General features: G+C 56.3%; 11 protein-coding genes and 1 pseudogene. 3 read left to right on the forward strand and 9 right to left on the reverse strand.

Features of this window, described 5'->3' with window-relative positions; translation table 11 throughout:
* Positions 1 to 464 precede the first annotated feature (464 nt).
* Positions 465 to 689 carry a hypothetical protein gene (locus G6R38_RS19960; protein WP_240928297.1) on the forward strand — a complete coding sequence of 75 codons (225 nt, stop codon included), beginning with the start codon at positions 465 to 467 and terminating at the stop codon, positions 687 to 689.
* Between the two features lie 195 nt (positions 690 to 884).
* On the forward strand, positions 885 to 2,174 hold the full coding sequence (locus G6R38_RS19965; RefSeq protein WP_166830389.1) for a PASTA domain-containing protein: 1,290 nt from the start codon (positions 885 to 887) through the stop codon (positions 2,172 to 2,174).
* A gap of 117 nt (positions 2,175 to 2,291) precedes the next feature.
* Here G6R38_RS19965 and glgB read toward each other — a convergent pair.
* A pseudogene (glgB, locus tag G6R38_RS19970) lies at positions 2,292 to 4,130 on the reverse strand (1,4-alpha-glucan branching protein GlgB); the annotation flags it as partial.
* Between the two features lie 256 nt (positions 4,131 to 4,386).
* Between glgB and G6R38_RS19975 the strand changes: the two are divergent.
* Positions 4,387 to 5,505, forward strand: coding sequence for an LptF/LptG family permease (locus G6R38_RS19975; protein WP_166830393.1), 1,119 nt, complete (start codon positions 4,387 to 4,389; stop codon positions 5,503 to 5,505).
* A 27-nt stretch (positions 5,506 to 5,532) separates the two neighbouring features.
* Here G6R38_RS19975 and G6R38_RS19980 read toward each other — a convergent pair whose 3' ends face one another.
* The 8 genes from G6R38_RS19980 to G6R38_RS20015 all read right to left on the reverse strand — a co-directional run bounded on the left by G6R38_RS19980 (position 5,533) and on the right by G6R38_RS20015 (position 21,888).
* On the reverse strand, positions 5,533 to 6,660 hold the full coding sequence (locus tag G6R38_RS19980) for an aromatic ring-hydroxylating oxygenase subunit alpha (RefSeq protein ID WP_166830395.1): 1,128 nt from the start codon (positions 6,658 to 6,660) through the stop codon (positions 5,533 to 5,535).
* A 47-nt stretch (positions 6,661 to 6,707) separates the two neighbouring features.
* Entirely contained in the window at positions 6,708 to 7,682 is a 975-nt protein-coding gene (locus G6R38_RS19985) for an NAD-dependent epimerase/dehydratase family protein (protein WP_166830397.1), read from the reverse strand.
* 80 nt (positions 7,683 to 7,762) lie between these two features.
* Positions 7,763 to 8,920: a hypothetical protein gene (locus G6R38_RS19990; protein ID WP_166830399.1), complete on the reverse strand. Its 1,158-nt coding sequence runs from the start codon at positions 8,918 to 8,920 to the stop codon at positions 7,763 to 7,765.
* Positions 8,921 to 8,997: 77 nt separating this feature from the next.
* On the reverse strand, positions 8,998 to 10,401 hold the full coding sequence (locus G6R38_RS19995; RefSeq protein WP_166830401.1) for an O-antigen ligase family protein: 1,404 nt from the start codon (positions 10,399 to 10,401) through the stop codon (positions 8,998 to 9,000).
* A complete protein-coding gene (locus G6R38_RS20000; RefSeq protein WP_166830403.1) occupies positions 10,398 to 11,846 on the reverse strand; it encodes a hypothetical protein in 1,449 nt (482 codons plus the stop codon). The genes G6R38_RS19995 and G6R38_RS20000 overlap by 4 nt, the downstream gene beginning before the upstream one ends.
* Positions 11,847 to 11,930: 84 nt before the next feature.
* Entirely contained in the window at positions 11,931 to 12,698 is a 768-nt protein-coding gene (locus G6R38_RS20005) for an SDR family oxidoreductase (protein ID WP_166830406.1), read from the reverse strand.
* Positions 12,699 to 12,728: 30 nt separating this feature from the next.
* Positions 12,729 to 13,856, reverse strand: coding sequence for an aromatic ring-hydroxylating oxygenase subunit alpha (locus tag G6R38_RS20010; RefSeq protein ID WP_166830408.1), 1,128 nt, complete (start codon positions 13,854 to 13,856; stop codon positions 12,729 to 12,731).
* Positions 13,857 to 13,926: 70 nt separating this feature from the next.
* Positions 13,927 to 21,888 (reverse strand): type I polyketide synthase, encoded by a 7,962-nt coding sequence (locus G6R38_RS20015; RefSeq protein ID WP_166830410.1) that lies wholly within the window; start codon positions 21,886 to 21,888, stop codon positions 13,927 to 13,929.
* Positions 21,889 to 21,991: the final 103 nt, after the last annotated feature.

The following is a 21,991-nucleotide window of genomic DNA, read 5'->3' on the forward strand; positions in this document are numbered from 1 at the left end:
GACGAGTTCCTCTCGTCGGATGACGGTCTCAAACATTCCGAAATTCGTGGATGTATCACAGTATCACGCGGCGAAGCGGCTTTCCAGTTCGCGTGATGTTTCCCGAAACCATCACCCCGAGAGAAAACGTGTCAAGCTGTGCAAAAGGGGAGATACGAAGACGAAAAGCTCAACCAATGTGGCTTTTCCGTAACGTTTTGGCGAAATCGTCAAATGTAAGATTGGGACACCTGAGGTTTAATTCACCTACAAAAAAACCAGGTTTTCACCGATCGAATTCGTCTGATAGGATGGTAAAATTCCAGCAGGTAACATTTCCATAGTTACGTTGTGTTCTGCGGCATCATTCGCTGCCGGGAAGACCCAGTTTGAGAAATGGAGATATGATGTATCGCGTTGGAGACCGCGTGATTTTTCGCAAAAGCAAGCATAGTACTTGCCCGGGACCGCGTGCACAGGAAGTCATGCCGAGCCCTTCGGGAGAAGATTACAGCTACCTCGTCGACAAGTTTTGGACCGTCATGGATGTCATCGGCGACTCCGAAATTGTCTGTGTGACTCCCGGTGGGAAACGGCACCAAATTTCCGTCGATCACCCCAATTTGCGACGCGCCAATTGGGTGGAGCGGTGGCTGTATACCAATCGTTTTCCGGAAGTCGAACAGGAACCGGCGTTATCACGTGACTAATCCCGGTGATGATGACAATTCGCTCTGGTCGCGATGGGACGAAATTGCTAGAATCCTCGCCCTCTTTCAAGGATTTGGCCGTAACGTCTTACCAGACCAACACTTCCGCCTCATGGCCTTTTTTGAATCATGGTCATTTGAAACGTGAGGCTTGGTCGGAAGATATCCGGTTTGCCATCAGAAGGACTCGAAATTATGAGCAGGACGCTCAACCAATGGGCCACAATCACGTTCGGTTGCCTTCTTGTGAATACCGTGTTGGTGCCGGCGATCCTCAATGCGCAGGGTGCCCCCGCGAATGGGGCGGCTCCTCCAGCCAACGATGCTCGGTTAGACCAACTTCTCAGTGATTGGGCCCGTGAGTCCGCGAAGGTCACGAAGCTCAAGGGTGAGCATCACCGGTTTGTCTACGACAAAGTCTTCAAAGTCGAGAAACGCTCGAAAGGGGTCTTCTACTACGAAGCTCCTTCGAAAGGTCGGATTGATATCAAACCGGTCGATGTGGAAGGACAAACCGCCCGCCGAGCCGGTCCCGATGGTCAACCATTCCAGCTGAAAGCCGATCGCGCGGAACGGTGGATTTGCGACGGAGAGCGAATCTGGCAAATCGACGAAGTCAAAAAACAAATGGATGTCTTCCCGATTCCGCCACAGAATCAAGGACGGAATATCATGGACGGCCCGATGCCGTTCTTGTTCGGGATGCCCAAGGAAAAGGCGAAAGCACGCTACCGTCTTAAGTTGGTTGCCGAAAACCAACAATTCGCCACCATCGAAGCCCTGCCGAAATGGCAAATCGATGCCCAGAACTGGCAGAAGGCGCAGATCATTCTCGACAAGAAGATCTTCCTGCCCAAAGCGGTGCAACTTGTCGATCCGGCTGGCAATTTGGAAACGGTCTACACCTTCGACGACATGAGCGTGAACACCTTCAACGCCGGACTGCTTCAAAAGCTGTTCCCGGAGAAGAACCCGTTCGTGCCGGATCAGAAGGGTTACATGGTCAAGGCCCATGATCCGAATGCCGGTCAACAAGTTGCGGCTAACCCACCGCCGCAAGGCCCGATCGTGCCCAATGTGGTCAACTTCCCTTGGAAGGATGCGAAGGAACTTCTGACAAAAGCCGGCTACACCGTCAAAATGCAGCCTGGCAAAATTGCTCCGCAGAAAGTCGCCAACTTCGTAACCTACGAGCAAGACCCGCCAGCGAAAACACCATTGCAGAAAGGCGGCATGGTGACGATTACCGTCTACGTCGCTGAGGGAATGGTGCCCAACGTGATCGGCCAACAGTGGAAAGCGGCCGGGGCCGAACTGCAAGCTGCAGGATACAAGGTGAAATACCTTCCCGGTGATCCCCCACCGCAACCTAACATGCTGTACCACATTTACGCACAAACGCCGTCAGCAGGACAGAAGCTGGCTGCGGGTGAGGAAATTGAACTGAAAGTCTACAACGCTCCTCAAGCAGCCGCGAAACCGTAGACTTTTTCTCTGTTGAACCCCACCGAACCGCCGGTCCCCAACGGCGGTTTTTTCATGCGCGAACACCTTGGAATGGGGGCTCGTCAATCACAGGCGAGAACGGAACCGGCCAAGATTTCACTCCGGTTTCAGAATCAACAAGCCCAATGGTGGAAGTTGCAGATTGAGACTTTGATCGCGACCGTGCGATGGTACCTCTTCCGTCTTGACTCCGCCGCCATTCCCAACATTGCTACCGCCATAGATTTCGGCATCGCTGTTGACGATCTCTTTGTAGTAGCCCGCTTTCGGGACGCCAATCCGGTATTCCTCGTGGACTTGCGGTGTGAAGTTCCCCACGACCAGCACGAAGTCTTTGTGATCCTTGGTGTACCGAACAAACGCGATCACGCTGTTTTGGGCGTCGTCGCATTGAATCCACTCGAACCCGGTGTGATCACAGTCGGTTTCGTAGAGAGCTGGTTCTTCGAGATAGCAATGGTTGAGATCGGCTAGGAACTGTTTTACGCCGGCGTGCTTGTCGTGCTCGAGCAACGGCCAATCGATTTCCGAATCGTGATTCCATTCGGTCCACTGACCGAACTCGCCGCCCATGAACAACAACTTCTTGCCTGGCTGGGCGTATTGATATCCATAGAGCAACCGCAAATTGGCGAACTGCTGCCAATAATCGCCCGGCATCTGTGAGAGCAACGCTCGTTTGCCATGAACGACTTCGTCATGCGACAGCGGCAGGACGAAGTTCTCGCTGAAAGCGTAAATCATGCGGAACGACAAATCGTTCTGGTGATAGCAGCGATAGAGCGGATCCCGCCCCATGTATCGCAGCGTATCGTTCATCCAGCCCATGTCCCACTTGAAGTTGAAACCCAGCCCACCGTGATCGACCGGATGCGACACTCCACCCCAAGCGGTGGATTCCTCGGCCACGGTGAGAATGCCCGGATACAACCCGTGCAACATGGCGTTGAAATCCTTGAGGAACTGGATTGCTCCCAAGTTTTCACGGCCGCCATATTGATTCGGAACCCATTCCCCCTCACGGCGTGAGTAATCGAGGTACAACATGCTCGCGACCGCATCGACGCGGATGCCGTCAATGTGGTACTGCTCACACCAGAACCGAGCGCTGGCGAGCAAGAACTCTTTCACCTCGAACCGTTCATAGTTGAAAATGAACGTGCCCCAATCGGGGTGGAACCCTTGCCGTTGATCCGAATGTTCGTAGAGGTGCGTGCCATCGAAATCACCGAGGCCGTGAGCGTCCGTCGGGAAGTGAGCCGGAACCCAGTCGATCAACACACCGATGCCAGCCTGGTGCAACTCATCAATGAACGCCATGAAGTCGTGCGGCGTGCCATAGCGTGAAGTCGGTGCGAAGTAGCCGGTGGTTTGGTATCCCCAGGAGCCGTCGAACGGGTGTTCGGTCAACGGCATCAGTTGAATATGGGTGTAGCCCATTTGCTGAACGTACTCGATCAGCATCGGAGCGATTTCCCGATAGTTGAGGTATCGGCGGCCGTCGGTGGGTCGCTTCCACGAGCCGAGATGAACCTCGTAAATCGACACAGGCCGATTGTGCCAATCGTTCTCCTGTCGAGCACTCATCCAGTTGGCATCTTGCCACTCGTGCCCGGACAGATCGTAAACGACCGAGGCCGTCTTCGGAGGATGTTCGGCGTAGAATGCGAACGGATCCGCCTTTTCAAGCATGTGATCGTTCTGAGTCCGAATGCCGAATTTGTACGCTTCGCCGGCCTGCATTTCCGGAACAAATCCCGACCAGACGCCGGTATCACTGCCCGAAAGCCAATTTTGACCGTGTTCCCATCGGTTACGATCACAAAGGACCGACACTTCCTTCGCGTTGGGAGCCCAGACGGCGAAATGCACTCCGCGAACGCCGTCACGTTCTTGAAGATGTGCTCCGTGGTGTTGATACATGTTGGCCGTCTCTCCGAATGTTGCCGGTTCCGATTCACTATCCGAACATCAGTAAGGCCTTGACTTTAGCAACCGAATTTGTTGACAGCAACAATCGCTGAACTGGAATTCAGACTCATACGCCTACGAGTTGGCAATATGAGGAATGTATGAGGATTGCAGTGGACGGGTTATTCGATCCATCATCGACGCGCGAATGAGCCGATAACAAAGGTAGAGACCGATTTTCGATGACGTCGCGAGCGAGTGTCTTGGGAGAGTACCACTGATGTTGACCACGTTCGACCGTTACCTCATCCGCAGTTACTGCGTGGCTTTCCTGATTGTTGTTGTCTCCATGTTGGGTTTGTTCGTCGTCATTGACCTGACGGACAACGCCGATGAGTTCGCCCGGAACTTCGATGGCGATCTGCAACCACTCGTGATGAGCATCGCGAAGTATTACTCCGTGCAATCGTTGTTCTTCTTCGATGCCGCCGGAAGTATGCTTGGACTGGCAACATTGGTCATTCTGTTAATTCAACTTCAGCGACGCGGACAAATCGCACCGATTCTCGCCGCCGGTGTGCCCACATTTCGGCTCACTCGGCCGTTAGTCCTTTGTGTGACGGGTGTTGGATTACTGGTCTTCGCGAACCGAGAGATTTTGATCCCGAAGTACGCCCACCTCAAGCATGTGCAGCGAGGCGAGAACACCGGAACCTCGCACCGGGTCGAAGCGGTCTACGACTTCGAAACCTTCGTCATGATTGACGGCGAACGTCTGATTCCCTCGGAAGCACGACTGTTGGCACCGCGTTTCGTGTTGCCAACGCCAACCGTCGCGAAGGAACTAACCGTGATCAACGGTCACGAAGCTCACTTCGAAACCCACCAAGGCCAACCGGGCTGGCGAATCACGAATGTGGTGGAAGAGATCGAGCAACTGCCGTTGACGGGAGTTGGTCGTCAACTTTTGAAGCCAATCCCGAACTCGGATGACGTGTTTGTGCAGACATCGATTGGGCCGGACATTCTGTTCAAACGCAAGTCGGCGGAGTGTTATTTGGCATCGGGAGACATCGTCGACCGTATCCGCAATCCGGCGTTCACGACGCTCTCGGTGCGGAATCTGCAACTTGAATTCCACCGGCGATTCGTTGAACCGATTGTGTTATTCCTTTGTGCGATGCTGACCGTCCCTCTGATGATTCAGAAAGAAACCAAAGGCGGCTTACCGATTAACACCGCGATGAGTTTCCTCTTTTTGGGTATCGTATGGGTCGCGGGGTTCGCGTTTACGTTCGTCGGACGCATTGGCTGGATCACTCCGGCACTCACTGCCTGGGGACCGGCGATTCTCACCGGCGTGATGATCTCCCAGGTTCGCCACCGCGTGACAACGTAACGTTTGATGTTGCACAAACGCGGATACCTAAGCCGCTGCCGTTTCAACGCCGCGACCGCCAAGCATCGACTGCAAATGCTGCTGGAAATGCCAGACCCGTTCCTCGCGAGGAGACAAACACCCGGCGAAGGGGATGTCTGCCGTCTTGGCTCCTTGTTGCACGCTGGTGGCGATGGCCACGTCTTCCATCAGCGCTTTCAACGTGAAGCGTTTCGCTCCCCAGGACATCGTGGCGGCGGTCAGTTTGGAGACGATGTTCCGATGGTGCGGTTCAAGGAACATCCATAATCGCACGCGAGTCGATTGAGCCGAAAGCGGTTCGATCGTGTGACACCACGTAAACATTCCCGCCCGTCCCGCCATCAGATGCGGACAGGCCATCGTGTGACGGTAACGGTCATCGCGTTGCAACCCCATCACACCATACACAACCCGATCGGCCAGCCGCTGCAACCGCCCCACCGGCGGAGAGCAAGTTTCAAATCGTGACCAACCCTCGCCGAGCGTGTGCTCACACGTTTCGGGATCGGGGTTTCGTCGGAATGTCTCGGTGTGCACGCTTTCGAGGTGATAACTCTCCAAAGCATTCTCGACGATGATTTTCCAGTTCGCCGGAACATCGCGTTCGATTTTTGCAATGCAAGTGCGATCACTGGAGAAGGCGGACTCAAAGTCGGACTTGGAATCGGCCATCCAGTCGGCAAGTGGTATGACGTTCGGTGACAGGGAAACGAAGACGACGTGTCCGCAGGTCTCGATGGGAAACGATTGCAGGCAGATTTTTTCCGTATCGATCGGGCGAAACCCTTGGGCTTCCGGGATGCGACGGGTACGACCGTCCGCTCCATATTCCCAACCGTGGTAGCCACATTTCAACCGCTGTGTGCAGCCACTCTCCGCCGCTTGCAACATATTGAAGCGATGCGGACACACATTGAGATACGCCCGCAACTCTCCCTCGGATCGCCACAACACCAACGGTTTCCCGAGCAGCGAGCGCGTGACGAAACTTCCTTCATCGGCGAGTTCATCGGTTGTCGCGATGGCATGCCAAGCCGGTTGGAATACAGACGCCAACTCCCGAGAATGTTGCTCCGCGCCACCGTATGCGGAGGCGTCGAGCAATTGTGGAAGTTGGGAGTCATGCACGAACATGGCGTGTTCTCGTGAGTTTCAGACGCGACAACAAACAGCCAACCGAATCAAACGGCGGCTTCACTTTGCTCCGCGAACCAGGCGACGGTTTGTTCCAATCCGGTCCACAGATCGACTTCCGGTTTCCATCCCAACACGCGAGTCGCTTTGCCATGACCGGCCAAGTTCGAACGCAAGTCTCCGGCACGTTCCGGCCCGTGATCGGGTTTCGGCACATTCGGGGATTCGATCCCGCTGGCTTTCTGCTGAGCCTCGACCAGCGAATGGATTTGACCGGCCAACTGATTTACGTCCGTGCCAACTTCCGTGCTGATGTTGAACGCGGAGAATGTGTCTTCCACATCATGCGTCAACGCGAGAACGTTCGCCCGTGCGACATCACGACAGAACACATAATCGCGAACACATCCGCCGTCACCGAAAATTGTGGACGGCTTTCCGCCGAGCATCGCCTTGCAGAAAATCGCCACCACACCGGCTTCCCCGTGCGGATTCTGTCGCGGTCCGTACACGTTCGTGTATCGCAACGCCACCGACTTCAAACCATGCTCGCGAGCGTAGAACTGAAGATACTGTTCGCCGACGAACTTCGTGATTCCGTATGGACTAATCGGTGCCGCTGGTGTTTCTTCGGGCACGGGCGTATCCACATCGCCGTAAAGAACACCACCCGAGGACGCGAACGAAACCCGCTCCACGTTGTGCCGGACACAATTCTCCAGCACATGCAGCATGCCGAGCGCATTGACTTCGGCATCGAATACCGGCTCGCGAACCGAACGGCTGACCGACATCTGAGCCGCTTGGTGCGAGACAAGTTGAGGACGTACCTCATCAAAAACTTGAGCCACCGCCTCGCGATTGCGAATGTCCACCTCGTACACCGGGACATTGCTGGGCAAGTTTGCTTTGCTTCCGGATGACAGATCGTCAATCACGAACGCCTCGTGACCGAGTTCCTGAAGTTGGTCAACGATATGACTACCGATAAATCCGGCTCCACCAGTCACGATGACTCGCATAGTGATCACTCCTCAATGGTCGTGTTGTGTCAATGAATCCCGCCCATCACAAACGACCGGCAGGCGGTTCGCGATTTGTCTTATCCCGCCGACTTCTTGGCGACTAACGCGTCGATGACATCGAGCATATTCGCCCAGATGTCACCTTCCACGCCGTTCTCATTCAGGTAACGTTCCAAGTCGGCGATCGAGTATTGCTGTCCACCGATTCGTGTTTTTCGCACGGCACTTTCACTCGGCACAAGCGAGGCATGCGAATACTTCGTGAAAAACACGCTGGCGAGAATATCACATCCCGAGGAAGCGAACGGGCGGTTCACGTCACCCATATCGTGAAGAATGGTCCGATTGTTCGATGTAACGAACGCCCGCAGTCGTGGTTCTTCACCGTCCACCGAAACACGGATAAACGCGAGTTCGTACTTCGGTTGTGTGTTGCTACCAATGGACGCCATTTCGTAACGGTTGAGCAAAACCAACGTTCGCAGGTCTGCCGGAGTTGGCTCGGTATCCGGTTTCACGAGCAAGCCCAAGCTGCGGAAGTTCTTGATCGAAGCCAAGACCGCCGACTCACACTTGGCAGACACCGTCGCCCCGCGATAAGCCGCCGTCGCAGCGACCGGCCGAGGATGCAAATAGATTTCGCGTGTCGCAGGATCTTTCAAGACTTGAGCCTGGATGCTGACATAATTCTCATCGAGATACGAAAGAATCATTCGCGAACTGAGTGTGGGCAAATCACCGCGATCACCGGGGGCAATATCCAAGCCAACCGTCAACGCAGGCATCCGCCGCATGAGCGGAGGTAACTTGTCGGCCGTGTTCTTCTGGCCTGGAGGTAGCGGCATGGCGATGAAGTTCGACAACATCAAAGGTTTCCCGGCTCCCACAATCTTGCATTGGTAGCGGCTTCCGCGATTGAACGCCGACTCCAATTCTGATTCACCGACTGGCAACTGAGTGATCACATCGTTTCGTCCGCCGACCGTCGGTTCAGCGTCGATGTTCGTGAGACCTTCTTCATCCAGTGTGATTTCCTGACCGCCAACTTTGACCGTCAACGGCTTGGCATCATCCTCGGCCGCCTTGCGGAAATTCAGGATCGGCAACTCCGGTTCGGTTTCCGTGTTCTCCGGTTTGCCGATTCCAATGACGATTCCGCAACCAATCACGACAACGCCGGCGATAGTGACCGGAAGCACCGTTCCGGAAAAGCCGAATCGGTTTTCATGTGACATGGGAGATCCTTTGTCGAACATCAGATGATGAATTTAAGAATGAGTATTCGCTGCCGTGCTGATTTCTCGTTCGTCTCTCAGGCGGCACGTCTTCGCCGGACACCATGGTGGGACGATCGTTTGACGACCCGTGCCATGGGCCTCAAATTCGCAAGCCGTCCCGCGGTTGCCCCAGCGGTCCACAGGTAGAAAAATCCGAAGTCGTGTGGCATCCAGACAGTCATCAGGGTCAGCAGAAACGCCGTCGTGCCACCCGCAAGACAGGCAAACAACTGCGAGCCACGACGTTGAGTCATGAGTGCCAATCGAATCTGACTGACCAGCACACTCACGCCAACGGCAATAAAACCAAGCAAACCCAACCAACCAAATCGCAGGAGCATCAAGACATAAGCGTTGTCGATGTAGCGAACCCGCTTCAATGTTTCGACATCTTGTGGCCCCACGGGCACGTTAATGGGAAAACCACTAACAGCCTCGGTTCCGAAACCAAGCAGCCCCGCCCGTTGCATCGCCGGTCGGTAAACTTTGAAGAGATGAAATCGGTTCATCGTGCCGGTGTACTGAACTTCTTCCCCATCCACGAGAATCGTCTTGCCAAATTCGAGTTCCCTGGACCAGTTCTGCACTTCATTCAGTAGGGGTTGAATGAAAAGCCCCAACAAGACCCCGCAAATTCCGCCACCAATCAACAAGGGTTTTCGCCACTGTTTCCAAATGAAAAGGGCGGCAATGTACAGAACAATCGGAGTTGCAAAAATCGCGGCCCGTGATCCGGTCACGAAAATTCCAAGCGCACACAGAAAAGGCGCACCAAGCCACAACTCCGGACCAAGTTTGCGTTTGGCAACCGAGAACGCATAAAGCATCCAGGGCAACAACATCAGTTGGAGAACCGCAAGATAAATGGGATGTCCCGTCGGACCGAAAGAACGCTTCATCCCGAATCGTTGGGCATCTCTGGCGATGCCTTTCACCGGACGATTCCCAAAGACCGTTTCAAACGGGTTGGAATTTCCAACCGCTTCCAATATGGATAAGAAGCTAAGAGCACAACCCACGACGACCACGATCGGCAGCAAGTCCCGAATATCGTCCATGCTTTGAATGGCTAACCGACCGGCGAAATATGGCAGCAGCCATTCGCCGTAGGCTCGCAGGAGGATTCCGGCGGAGAAGCCATTGTGATAGGTGTCCGCCAAGCAATGCACACCGACCAAGCCGAACACCATGAAGTCGATTGCGACGAGCTTCGTGCGGATCGTACCGTCTCGGTGTGCCAGGTACATCAGCAGAACGCAGGCGGTCCCCGCGATTCGCAGGTCGATCATTTGACCACCGAGACTCTGCGAGATCCACACTGGCAGTATGATGGCAATCGCAACAGCGGTGCCGATCGCGCTTCGTGGACCGGACTTCCACATCCGCCAGCCTGCGACCGCCAATATGACGAACAAAGACACCAACCAGAATCCGTTCATGATGCGATCCTCCGTACTTTCGGTGTCGTTGTTTCCGGCAAGTTGATCGTGTCCACAGCCGAACCCGAAATCGCGGCGGCCCAGTCCCGCCAAGTTTGTGCGTATGATTCCAACAGTGCCCGCGTGTCCGTTCGAGTGAACCACGCGGGATCGGTTTGCAGACTGAGAGTCATTTCACCGTTGCAGTGGCAAATTCCAAACCCCGCCCGTGTTCCCATCCGAATCGGTGGAAGTCCGTAAATCGCAGTTATACGGAGATTCCCAACCGCGATCCGACCGTCCTCCGAAGGGAACCGTCGTCGAAACCGTCGCAATGGATCGTCGAGATTTGTCAGCACCGCAGTCGCCAAACACTTCGACCGACGCAGTAACCCTGCCAGAAGTTTCGGATGAGCCGTGAGAAAACTCATGTCGTTGAGAAAAACCCGACCAGCCTGTGTGTCCTTGATGAATTCCGTTTCCGCTCGCACGCCTTCCAGCAGCGAATCCCAATCGGCACACCGCGAAACCGGCCGCGTGATGAACGCAAACCCCATTCGGTTTGCTGCGGGCAGTCGGCCATCGGCTCGGTTGCGTAAGTCCGTTGGAATCAGAATTCGCAAACGGTGCTTCGGTCGGTTGGCCGTGTGAGTCGTATTCCAATCCGACAAGGTTCGAAACAGCAACGCCGTCGCCGCATCATTGAGAGTGCAATCCAGCTCACGCGCGAGTCGGCGGAAGTTCTCGGTCTCCGCGGCGGTGAACTCACATTGTTCCCATTGCAATGGTTCACGATGCCCCGAGGAAATCGGTTGTCGGCGTTCGGATGCCAACGGCTTCGGTTTCCGCATGTGGAAATCCCAAGCCCCTTTCATCGCCTGCCAACGAGTGACGGTCCGTGTCGATTTGACGGGGGGAAACACGCCTCGGTTTGGCAAACTTTCCGGTCGCAATTTTCGCCAACCAATTTGGTCTTCTTTTGCCGCCGTCAACTGCGAGTACCCGGTCATTAGATCAATAAAGACCTGAGCAGCTCCCTTGCCATCACAAGCAGCGTGATGAAACTGCATTCGCAGAATCGAATTTCCGTCCTGTCGTGAGAACCAAATTCGCCATCCGATTTCGCGATGCAAATCGATCGTTGTGCCGCGGGGCGGTGTGTGAATCGCCTCCTCAGAGACCTCATCGACATGCACTTGGAATTCGTCCCATGCGACCCAATGTGGCACGCCGTCAATGTTGTCAACACGGGAGCACAAGAGCGGCGAACGACGAGCGGTTGCGATCGCCGCTTGTTGCATCGCTTCGGGATCGATTTCCCCAGCAAGACGAGTTTCGGTGTAGAACGTCATCGGATGTTCGGGCCGATCGTCGATCATCATGAATCGCTCGAACGGAACCAATGGCAATGTCATTGGTTCGCTCGGCAACGATTCATCGATCGACCAGCACTCACGATGCGACATCAAACCCCCTCCGTAGGGTCATCCGAGAACTTCGTCCACGTGTCATTTTGCGTGTCACGGCTCACAGAGCCATGTCAACTTCATTCAACTTCGAATGCTAATTCCACCGTCAATCACTAATGTGTGTCCTTGGACAAGGTCACTCAACGGACTCGCCAGGTACAACACCGCATCCGCGACGTCTTCCGTTTTCAACTCCCGATTCGGCACTAAGAGCGTTTCCTTTAAGGCGGTGAACATATCTTCGGCACCGGGGAGAAGTTGAATCGCGTCGGTCGGCAGCAACCCCGCCAACACCACATTGAAGTTGATGCCATCGCGGCCCAATTCCAACGCCAGGTGCCGCGTGAGACTTTCCAACGCCGCTTTTGACGCTCCGATCAAACCATAGTCGGTGAGTGCTCGCTGCGAACCATGACTCGACAATGCGATCACTTTCGCCTGCGAACTCGTTTGAGCTGTCAACAACGGATGGGCCGCTTGGACCAACGTCATCAATGCCCGAGCGTTGGTGTGCATGGCGGCGTCGAAGTGTCGCGGACTGGCTTGCATCAGGGGACGAAACCCGCCGCCGGCCGCATTGCTCACAAGAATATCCAACCGCTCGAACCGTTCGCCGACGAACTCCATCATCGCCTGAGCGTCTTCGGCTTCACTCACATCGGCCTTGACCGTGAGTGCTTGCCGACCAAGTTGTTGCACCTCCTCGGCGACGGCGTTTGCCCGTGATTGAGACGTGAGATAATTGATCACCACGTCCGCGCCCGCTTCCGCCAATCGCAACGCCACCGCACGCCCCACACCACGGGAGCCACCGGTCACGAGCGCCGTTTTGCCTGTGAGATCAATCATCGAAGCCGTCTTTCCCAAGAGTTCTTTGTGTCATGCTGCGTTCGTTTGGTTGCCTGCCGTGGTTGTCTTCAACGCTTGTTGAAACGCAAAAATGCGTTCTTCGCAACGTCCGAGAATCCCGTCTTGTTCGCTGTATGTCAGTCCTTTTTGGATGCGATCGAACAAGCTTGCGTCTTCCAGCAAGACCCGTTTTGTCAGCCATGCCGCGATGCCGTCCCATCTCTTGACGCACCACTTTTGAAACCCGGTCGCTTCGCCTCGAATACCGAACTGCCGGACAATGCTTCGGCATGACGTGGGTCCGGTCGGAATCACCGCGTGGCAGAGACTCAAGGTGTCTGTGAAGGAGAACAGTAAGTTGGGGAACAGATGATGTTGTTCGTACCCGCCGGTCACATCCCGCCCCAACCAACCGAGAAATCGTCCTTCGACCCGTTGGAACCATGCGTCCAACTTGGAGTGTGGACTGAACGGCAACTGCGTGCGGAGTGCCGTTCGGTTCGGCAGCAAAATGTGCTCGCTGCGGTCTTCACCGGGATCTTCGCGGAACGTCTCCGGATGCACGAACGGCACGTGATACGCTTCCAATGTGTTCTCGACGACGACCTTCCAATTCACCGGAAAATCGATATTCCACACCATCGCTGGAGTTTGCTCGGCGGGAAATCGTGACTCGAGTTGTTCGGAAAAATCGCCGAGGAACTCTCGAAGGTTGACGGACTGAGCACCGTCCACACACACGAAGACCAACCCGCCACACGCTTCGACTCGGTACACCGGTAAGCACGCCGATCCCTTTTGAGCCGGTCGAAAATTGTGAGCGGCGGGAATCCTCCGGGTGAGGCCGTCGGCTCCGTATTCCCATCCGTGATACGGGCAGGTCATCGTTTCGCTGTGACCGTGGGCTTCGTCGTTGATCAGGCAATGACGATGGGCACAGACGTTCGACAACGCTCGCAATTCGCCATCGAAATTCCGGACCTGTACCGCTCGCCCGAACAACTCGCAGGTGAGGAAGTCCCCCGGCTGACTCAGCTCCGCGACCGTCCCAACCACATGCCACGCCGGTCGCAACACGCTCGCGCATTCAGCCTCGTACGCAGCGGCGGACGTGTAATCCGCAGGCGTCGTGCAAGGATCGAGTCGAGAAGGTGTCACATACATAAGTTCTGGCCGTGTGGTCGGTCCTGGTGATCGGAAAAATTTCTTGTCGGTATCAAACTCGCAGTTATCCCAAGAACGCGATTTCGTAACCTTTGGCACGGAGGATCAAATCTTCGTTCTGACCAAAGAGCGAGAATTCAAACCACGCCCGTTGGCCATCTCGCCGAAGGAATTTCGTTTCAACGATGCATGCTTCGCCAGGTCGTGTGAGACGCCCGACTTCCAACTCGCCCATACTCGCGGGCAACGACGGGGCCGCCTCAACCTGCTTCCACGCGAGCAATGCCGTCGCGTACAAACACGCATCGAGAGCCGCACTTGGGATCGTCCAACCAGTCACGTTCCGCCGAGCACTGGCAAGTTCTGTCAAAGCGGGAGCCGAAATCTTCGCCCAACCGCGATCGCCTTGGTAACAGAACTTGGTCAAGTTCTGGAACACCGGGCCGTGATAAACCATGCTCTCCGGGCCGACGTAGTGAATCGTTTCCCACCCGTGATCCGGAGCCGGACTAGGCCGAACGTAGGTGGCGTCTCCCACGCCAATCTCGACCGTCGCTCGCAGATATTCGCGGTCGGCTTCGACGAGTCGGCCGTCACGCGTCGTTTGATCGGCAACAAGTTCACACGTCCAATGATTGCCGTTGCAGTTGACGATTCGCGAGGAAATCTCTTTCGGCGTTTCCTCGAAGAACTTGAGAGCTCGCAAGGCTTCGATGTCTCGCAAGCGAATTCGTTCTCGTCGCCCGGCGGCACACATCGCCGCTTCGCAGAGGATTTCCACACCGACCGCCAAGGGCATCACCGGTGTGTCTTGCACCCGATGTTCGACCAAAAACGGATCGCGTTTTGGATAGACCGTCAATTTGACCGAACCGCTGTCCGTGCCGGCCGTGAGCGAACGCTCCAACATCGGGCACCAATCCACCGACAGTCGCGGTGGTCTGGGATTGGGGTACCACTCCATCGCTCGCGTTTCCGCCGGATTGAACACGCGGTAGTACCGTTCATCCGTGATCAACACTTCTGGTTCCGGCGTGTTGGCGAGCAATTCGTTGATGAGGTGTTCCACACCTTCCCGAGCGGGCATGAATTGCATGTCGATCATCTCAAGAGCCAACCGCGTCTCCGGTTTGACCGCCATACCACAATCGTCCCAGGCGTGCCAATGGAACGCGACCGCAGCCACATCCGGACGCTGCGAACGATACCAACCGACCAACTTCGCCAGCATGTCGTTCGAGAGTGAATAATCCGTGTGCCCGTTCGCACCAAATCGCCCGCTGATCGAACCAAACCCGACAAATTGTTCGATGGGATCCGTCGCGGTCAGTTCCATCATCGCGAGTGCCCCGTCGACTTTCGCACGGATGCACTGTTGAACTTTCCGCATGTCTTTGCGATCGAATCGAGCATCTCGACCGATACCCGCACCGTGCAAAATTCCATGGATCGGACCAGATTGCTTTCGCACCTCGGCCAATGTCTCAGCGAGTTGCGAACGGTCAGCCACATCACAGGAGTGGTACACGGCCGTCACACCCAGGTCCGCGAGTTCCTGGAGCGTCTTGTCGATCTCCAATGCCTTCTCGGTGTCTTGCCAAGCCCGAACGGAATTTTCCCCGCTTTCCCGAGCCTGCCGCATGACTTCGGCTTTGATCTGCTGCCGATTCGACTCTCGCCATTCCCGCCAATGCGGAGGAAAGTTCGGTGCCGGAGCCGTCCCAATGAGATGCAGTTTCAAATCGTACCGAGGGGCCAGTTCTTTGAGCACATACGCCGTCACCCCGCGTGCTCCGCCTGTGCAAACCCAGGTACCGCCCCGACGGATTTCCCGCCGCGACGATGGTACCGTTTGCGGAACCGCACGCACAACTTGACGCCGTCCGGTGTGCCAAGAGACTTCGAGATCATGACTCGGTGCCGCCAACTCCCGCCAGATTCCGGCCACCACGTTTTCGGGGCTGTCGGTGTGAGCGGTGTCGACAATTTTGACCGGCGTGGATCGAAAACCGTTCACCCAATTTTCGATGCACATGGCTTTCATCAAACCCGCTAGTCCGCCGCTTTCGGCACTGCGAGGTTGATCGCCCGATTTGAGTGAAAACCCGAAATCGCCACCCAGCGAACCGACACCAATCACGGAACCGTCCGCAAGTTTCTTGTCCCGCATCGCCAACTGCACCCAGCGTTGGCACAGTCCGAAGCAACTCATCAAGCTGACTTGCCGTCGACGTAGCCACGCCGATTCGTCCGTTGTGGTGATCGCGTCGTCGTCGCAGGGCGTCACGAGGAACAAGTGCGGCACGGGATTGGTTGCCCAAATCTCTTCCAGACGCTTCACGTTCGCCGCCGGATCAGCGTCCGGAGCGAGCACAGTCACATCGACATCGACCGCTTCCAAACGTTGTTTCAGTGCGTCCGCAACTCGGTTTTGCCCCACGATCAACGCGGCTCCGGAGAATGTCGGCTCTGCCATATCCGGGCCGGCATTGGGAAGATCGACCATCCGCAACACGAAACGCCGTGAAATCGTTTCCGGTTCGTTCGTGGTTGATTCCGGTTCGGTGGACTGGTCGTCTTCACCCAGCAATCGTTCGTGATGAGCAAGAATGTTCCCGAAATCGACACCGGTTCCGTCGGCCAACCCTCGCAACTCTTCGTGTTGATCCGCAGTGAGCGTATCGGCAGAGACAGCCATGCTCGTTCCCGTTTCCGCAAACGGTCGGCGATCAGCCTCGGCTTTCAGGAAGGAAACGATCTCGGCTCGCTCGCGTTCGGCACGCTGGAAACCCTTGAGATAATTCGGACCACGCAACGGCACCGACGACGGTACCACTTCCGAGACGGGTTCCGAAATCGTCGTTGTGGGGACCGCTTCGTTCTTCGGTGACGCCACACCGCCCACCATTTCCAGCACTTCCCCGAGCGTGCGGAACTGCTGCATGTTCGCGCTGCCGGAAACCTCGCTGTCGAGGTTGGTCATCTCGCGAAGTTCACCGAAGAGCTGAGCTTTCTTGATGCTGTCGATCCCCAAGTCCGCTTCCAAGTCCGCATCCAGACTCACCACATCACGCGGATAACCCGTGTGCTCGATCACGAAATCCACAAGGAACTGCTCGAGATTGTCAGCGTCAAATCCAGCGTCCGACGAGGAAGTCTCAATGGGCTTCGTCGGCTCGGTCGATGTTTCGACCCGTTCAGAAACGTCAGGCGACGGCGTGACCGATCCGGCCAACTCCAACACCTGCCGAAGCGTGCGGAACGCGTTGATCGAACCGCTTCCGCTTCCGCCTTCGCCTTCGGTTGCAAGTCCGGTCATCTCCCGGAACTCGCCGAAGAGCTGAGCTTTCTTGATGCTGTCGATTCCCAAATCCGCTTCCAAGTCTGCATCCAGACTCACGACATCGCGTGGATAACCCGTGTGTTCGATCACGAAATCCACGAGGAATTGTTCTAAGACGTCCACGTCGATGGCGTCCGAGTTCGACGAACTGGCAACCGGGGCAGTCTCCGTGATTGGTGGTTGATCGACTCGCAACTGCAAATGCGGTTCGGGTTCGCGGACCGGTTCCGGTGTCGGCTCGGGTTCCGGAATTGCCACGGCTTCGCGGACTTCACCCGCCAACTCCAAAACTTCCCGAAGCGTGCGGAACGCGTTGATCGAACCGTTGCCGTTCCCACCTTCCGCCGCGAGTTGCGTCATCTCGCGGAACTCGCCGAAGAGTTGGGCTTTCTTAATGCTGTCGATCCCCAAGTCCGCTTCCAAGTCCGCATCCAGACTCACCACATCACGCGGATACCCCGTGTGCTCAATCACGAAATCCACCAGGAACTGCTTCAGTTCGGCAAGATCAATCGCGGGAGCCGCTTCCGGTTCCGTGTTCTCTTTCGAAGTCGGCGTGGTAGTTGTGGTCGGTTGAGGTTGTCGGCTTTGCTCGGCGGCTTGTCGTCGTCGTTGTCGACGAGCGGCAGTCGCGTCGAAATCGACCGGCGGACCAACTGGTTTCTCTACGTTGGTCTTCGTCATCGGAACCGAGACAGTTGGTGCTGATGTGGTTACCGGAGTCGTGGTTTCGTTCGTAAGTCCAAAGGTTTCCAAAACCGCTTGCCGATACAATTTCTGCTCGGCTTCACTGCGGTTGGCGTGGTCAAACGCAAAGCATGTCACCGCACGGTCGTTCAAGATTCGTCGCGAGAGTTTGGTCAAGACTTGCGATGGACCGATCTCCAGAAAGACGTTCACGCCATCATCGGCCAACCGCTCGATCAAGGAAACGAACTGCACCGGCTCCACGAGTTGAGCGGCGAGGTTCTTGCGAATGTCTTCGGCGTCGGCGGTGTAACGTGCCGTCACGCTGCTGATAAACGGTGTCGCCGGTGGCAACAAATGCTCTGCTGCCAAGCCCATTGCCAAACGACTTTGTGCCGGTGCGAGGTGCGGTGTGTGGAACGCGCACGGTACGGTTAGTTCGAATGTCGGAATGCGCTCGGCATTCAACTCCCGCATGACGGCTTGCACGTCCGCGGTCGATCCCCCGATGACGATCTCTTCGGGAGCATTGAAGTGCGAAATAAACACGCCAGAATGCCGATCAACACACGGTTGCACTGCGTCGCGTCCTGCTCGCACAGCCACCATTTGTGTGCTGCCGGCTGTCAAGTACGACAATGCCGACGCACGAGCTTGAGTCGCTCGCAACGCTTGTGGGAAACTCCACACGCCAGCGGCAACCAGGGCGGCGTATTCACCGTAACTATGACCGGCGAACGCGAACGGTTTGACGCCCAGGCTCGACATCGCTTCCCAGGCAAGCACATCCGCCACGAGAATCGCGGTCTGTGTTGCGACGACATCGCGGCCCAAACTCTCTGGGCGGTCCCAAGCCATTGATGCAAACGATGGCAAACCCGCATCCCGCAGACAGGCTTCGATCTGCTCCAACCGACTACGAACCGCCGGTGAGGACGTCGCCAACTCACGGAACATTCCCGCGTATTGCGATCCCTGTCCGGCAAACAGACACGCCAACCGAGGAGGCGTCGTTTGCAAATCGGCTTCGTACACGCCTTCGGTGTGCAGTGTTGCTTGACGCCCCCCATCCCGACCGATCGAACACCACAAACTGAGTTTGCGTTGTAGATCATTCGCATCTGCCGCAATCACCGTCAGGCGAATGCCGTCTTGCGATGAGAATTGCGTTTCGATGGCCGTCTGAAATGCGTCTTCGCTCCGCGTGATGGCGGTTTGAACTTGCTGTTCAAGTTGGCGGCGATCGGTGGCGATCCAACGGAGAATCCGAGGCGTTTGGCCTGGCGAAACGGTCGGCGAATTCGTCACGAACACAGGCTCCGTTGAGACATTCGGACGCGTTGAGCGAACACGTCCCGATGTCGGATCGAGAATAATATGATAGGCCAACCCACTGAGGGTATGCCCCGTCAGGGCTGTCAATTGATCGTTTCGCGAGTCCACAAAACTGCTACGGACGAGCATCGCCAATCCGTGAGCGGCTTGGATGTGGCCGATCTGTCGAACGAGTGGATCGGGACGTTGTGGAACTGCCGGATACACCTGGCCGATACCGGCGAATTCCTCACGGTCACAAGCCGCGACACCATTGCCCGCAATGACTTGGCCAACCGCGGCGGTATCGATTTGTCCTGAACGAATTGCTTGGCGGCCGGCTCGAATCGCAGCGTCTTGGAGACTCTGATCTGCTCCCGCACCAACGCCGCGAATTACCGCGTGAACGGTGTCGCCGTCCCGCTCGGCATCCGCGAGATTCTTGAGCAGCACCATCGCCACGCCTTCACCGGGCAGGTGTCCGTCGCCTTGCGAGTCCGATAATCGACCGTGTTTCTCGAACGACTCGAACGCGGACAGGTCCATCGCCCGTTGCGCTCCGCCGCACAATACGACCGAACACGTTTGGCTGTCCAACAGTTGACAGGCTGCCGACAAAGCCGCGAACGACGACACATCACCGGCATCGAGCGCCATCGCTCCGCCCATCATGTCGAGCGTTTTGCTGATTCGCGACGCCAACGTGCTACTGGTGAAACTGCCGGTCTCATCGAGCAACGCCGGCCGTTGCTTCAGGAAGTAGGACTCGTATTCCGCACATAACTGTTCGCGAGTCGCCCGGTCGATGCCACGTCGCTCAAGTGCCGTACTTAGTTCCCGCGTCAACTCCGGCAACCGCATTCCCGCGTGTAGATCGTTCGAGAACTCGCCACCGAAAATTGTGCCTATCACGACAGCCGCACGATGTCGATCGAACTCCTTGCGATCGTAACCGGCTTCTTTCAAAGCCTGGGCAGCCGCATCGAGCAACATGAACTGCATCGGATTGGCCCGCTGAATTTGTAGCGGGGGAATCTTGTGGGTTTTCCAATCGTAAGCGTAGTTGTGAATGAAACCACCACGCCGCGGTTCACCGGCTCGCCAACGTGACGCTGGAGCCGCCGTCATTGCGGATTGCTCGCCATGAATAAGCTGAGAATACTCACCGACATCCAGCGAGTTCGGCAGCACAACACCGCGACCGATGACCGCAATCGCCGCCGGTTCCCGAGGCGTCACACGGACGGAATTCGATTCTGATTTGGCGGATTGATGACGAGCGTGGAACTCCTCGACAACCAAATGCACGTTCAACCCACCGATGCCGAACGCATTCACTGCACCGGCACGCGGCCGGTCGGGATGTGTCGGCCAATCGCGACGCGTGGTCGCCACTTTGAACGGGAGTTCGTTCCAATCCACGTTCGGGTTCGGCGTGCGGAAGTTGATGCTCGGCGGAATCGAACCGTGCTGAATGGCCAAAATGACCTTCAACATCCCAGCCAAACCGGCGGTTTCCAGCGTGTGCCCAATGTTCGACTTCACACTACCAATCGGCAACCGCGTTCCGTCCAACTCGTGCGAGAAAAACTCGCCCAACGCAGACAGCTCCGTGGCATCGCCGATTTTAGTGCTTGTTGCGTGAGCTTCGACGTAATCAATTTCGGTCGGTTCGACAGGACCAGTATAGGCTCGGCGAATGGCTTCGACTTGGCCTTCTTTCCGCGGTGCCCACAAACTTCGCCCACGACCGTCACTCGAAAGACCGAGTCCACGCACGACCGCATGAATTTGATCGCCATCCGCAAGAGCACGATCGAGCGTTTTGATCAGAAACGCGACGTGCCCCTCGGAATTCACCAGACCATCGGCGTCGGCATCGAACGGTCGCGAACCGGTCGCACTACAGGAACGCGCTTGCGAAAACAGAATGAGACTGTCTTGCTTGCTGAACGAAGACCCGCCAACGATCGACATGTCCGTTTCACCGGTTTGCACGGCGAGCGCACCGAGAGCAAAGGCCACCAAACCCGATGCGCAGGCCGCATCAATCGCCATCTGCGGGCCGTCCAAGCCCAGCACACGCGACACGCAACCAGCCACCATGTTCGCTTCAACATCGGGCCGACCTTCGGAGTCGCGATGAGGCCGTTCTGACCGCAACCCCGTGACGACTTCATTGATGATCGCATCTTGCGTATCGTTGGGGAGCTTCGCGAACCCAGGCAGGTCACGCAGATAATCCACGTATTGCCCGGCAAGCACCGCGTAGTTCAGTTCCCCACCAATCGGGCTTCCGCCGGAATGACCAACGTACACCCCGGCCCGTTGAGTCGGAAGCTCCGCCGGATCATAGCCGGCATGTTGACACGCCTCGGCGACGACCTCGCAAAAGATCCGATGACACGGATCGCTGTGTTTGAGTTGGCGAAACGATTCCGGGTAGTTCGCCGGGGGCGGTGTGTCTTTGAGCAACCCGCCGATGGAAGCGTAAGTCCGACCGCGTTGACCTTTGCGTTCGTCCAAATACAAGTCGCGATCAAGCCGATCAGCGGGCATTTCGCGGATTGTGTCTCGACCGTTGTCGAGCAAATCCCAGAATTCCTGAAGATTATTCGCATCCGGCAGTCGGCACGCCATGCCGACAACCGCGATTGGTGTTTTCAATAGCTGCCCAGACACAGTGGCCTCTCTGTCATCCGTGATCAGAGTCAGTCATCAGTTGCATCGTCGATTCGACATTGGAAACGCGTGGGCACGGTTTCAGTCCGTGAAAGCCGTGCCC

Origin of the sequence: Thalassoroseus pseudoceratinae (genome assembly GCF_011634775.1) — a bacterium.
GTDB lineage: Bacteria > Planctomycetota > Planctomycetia > Planctomycetales > Planctomycetaceae > Thalassoroseus > Thalassoroseus pseudoceratinae.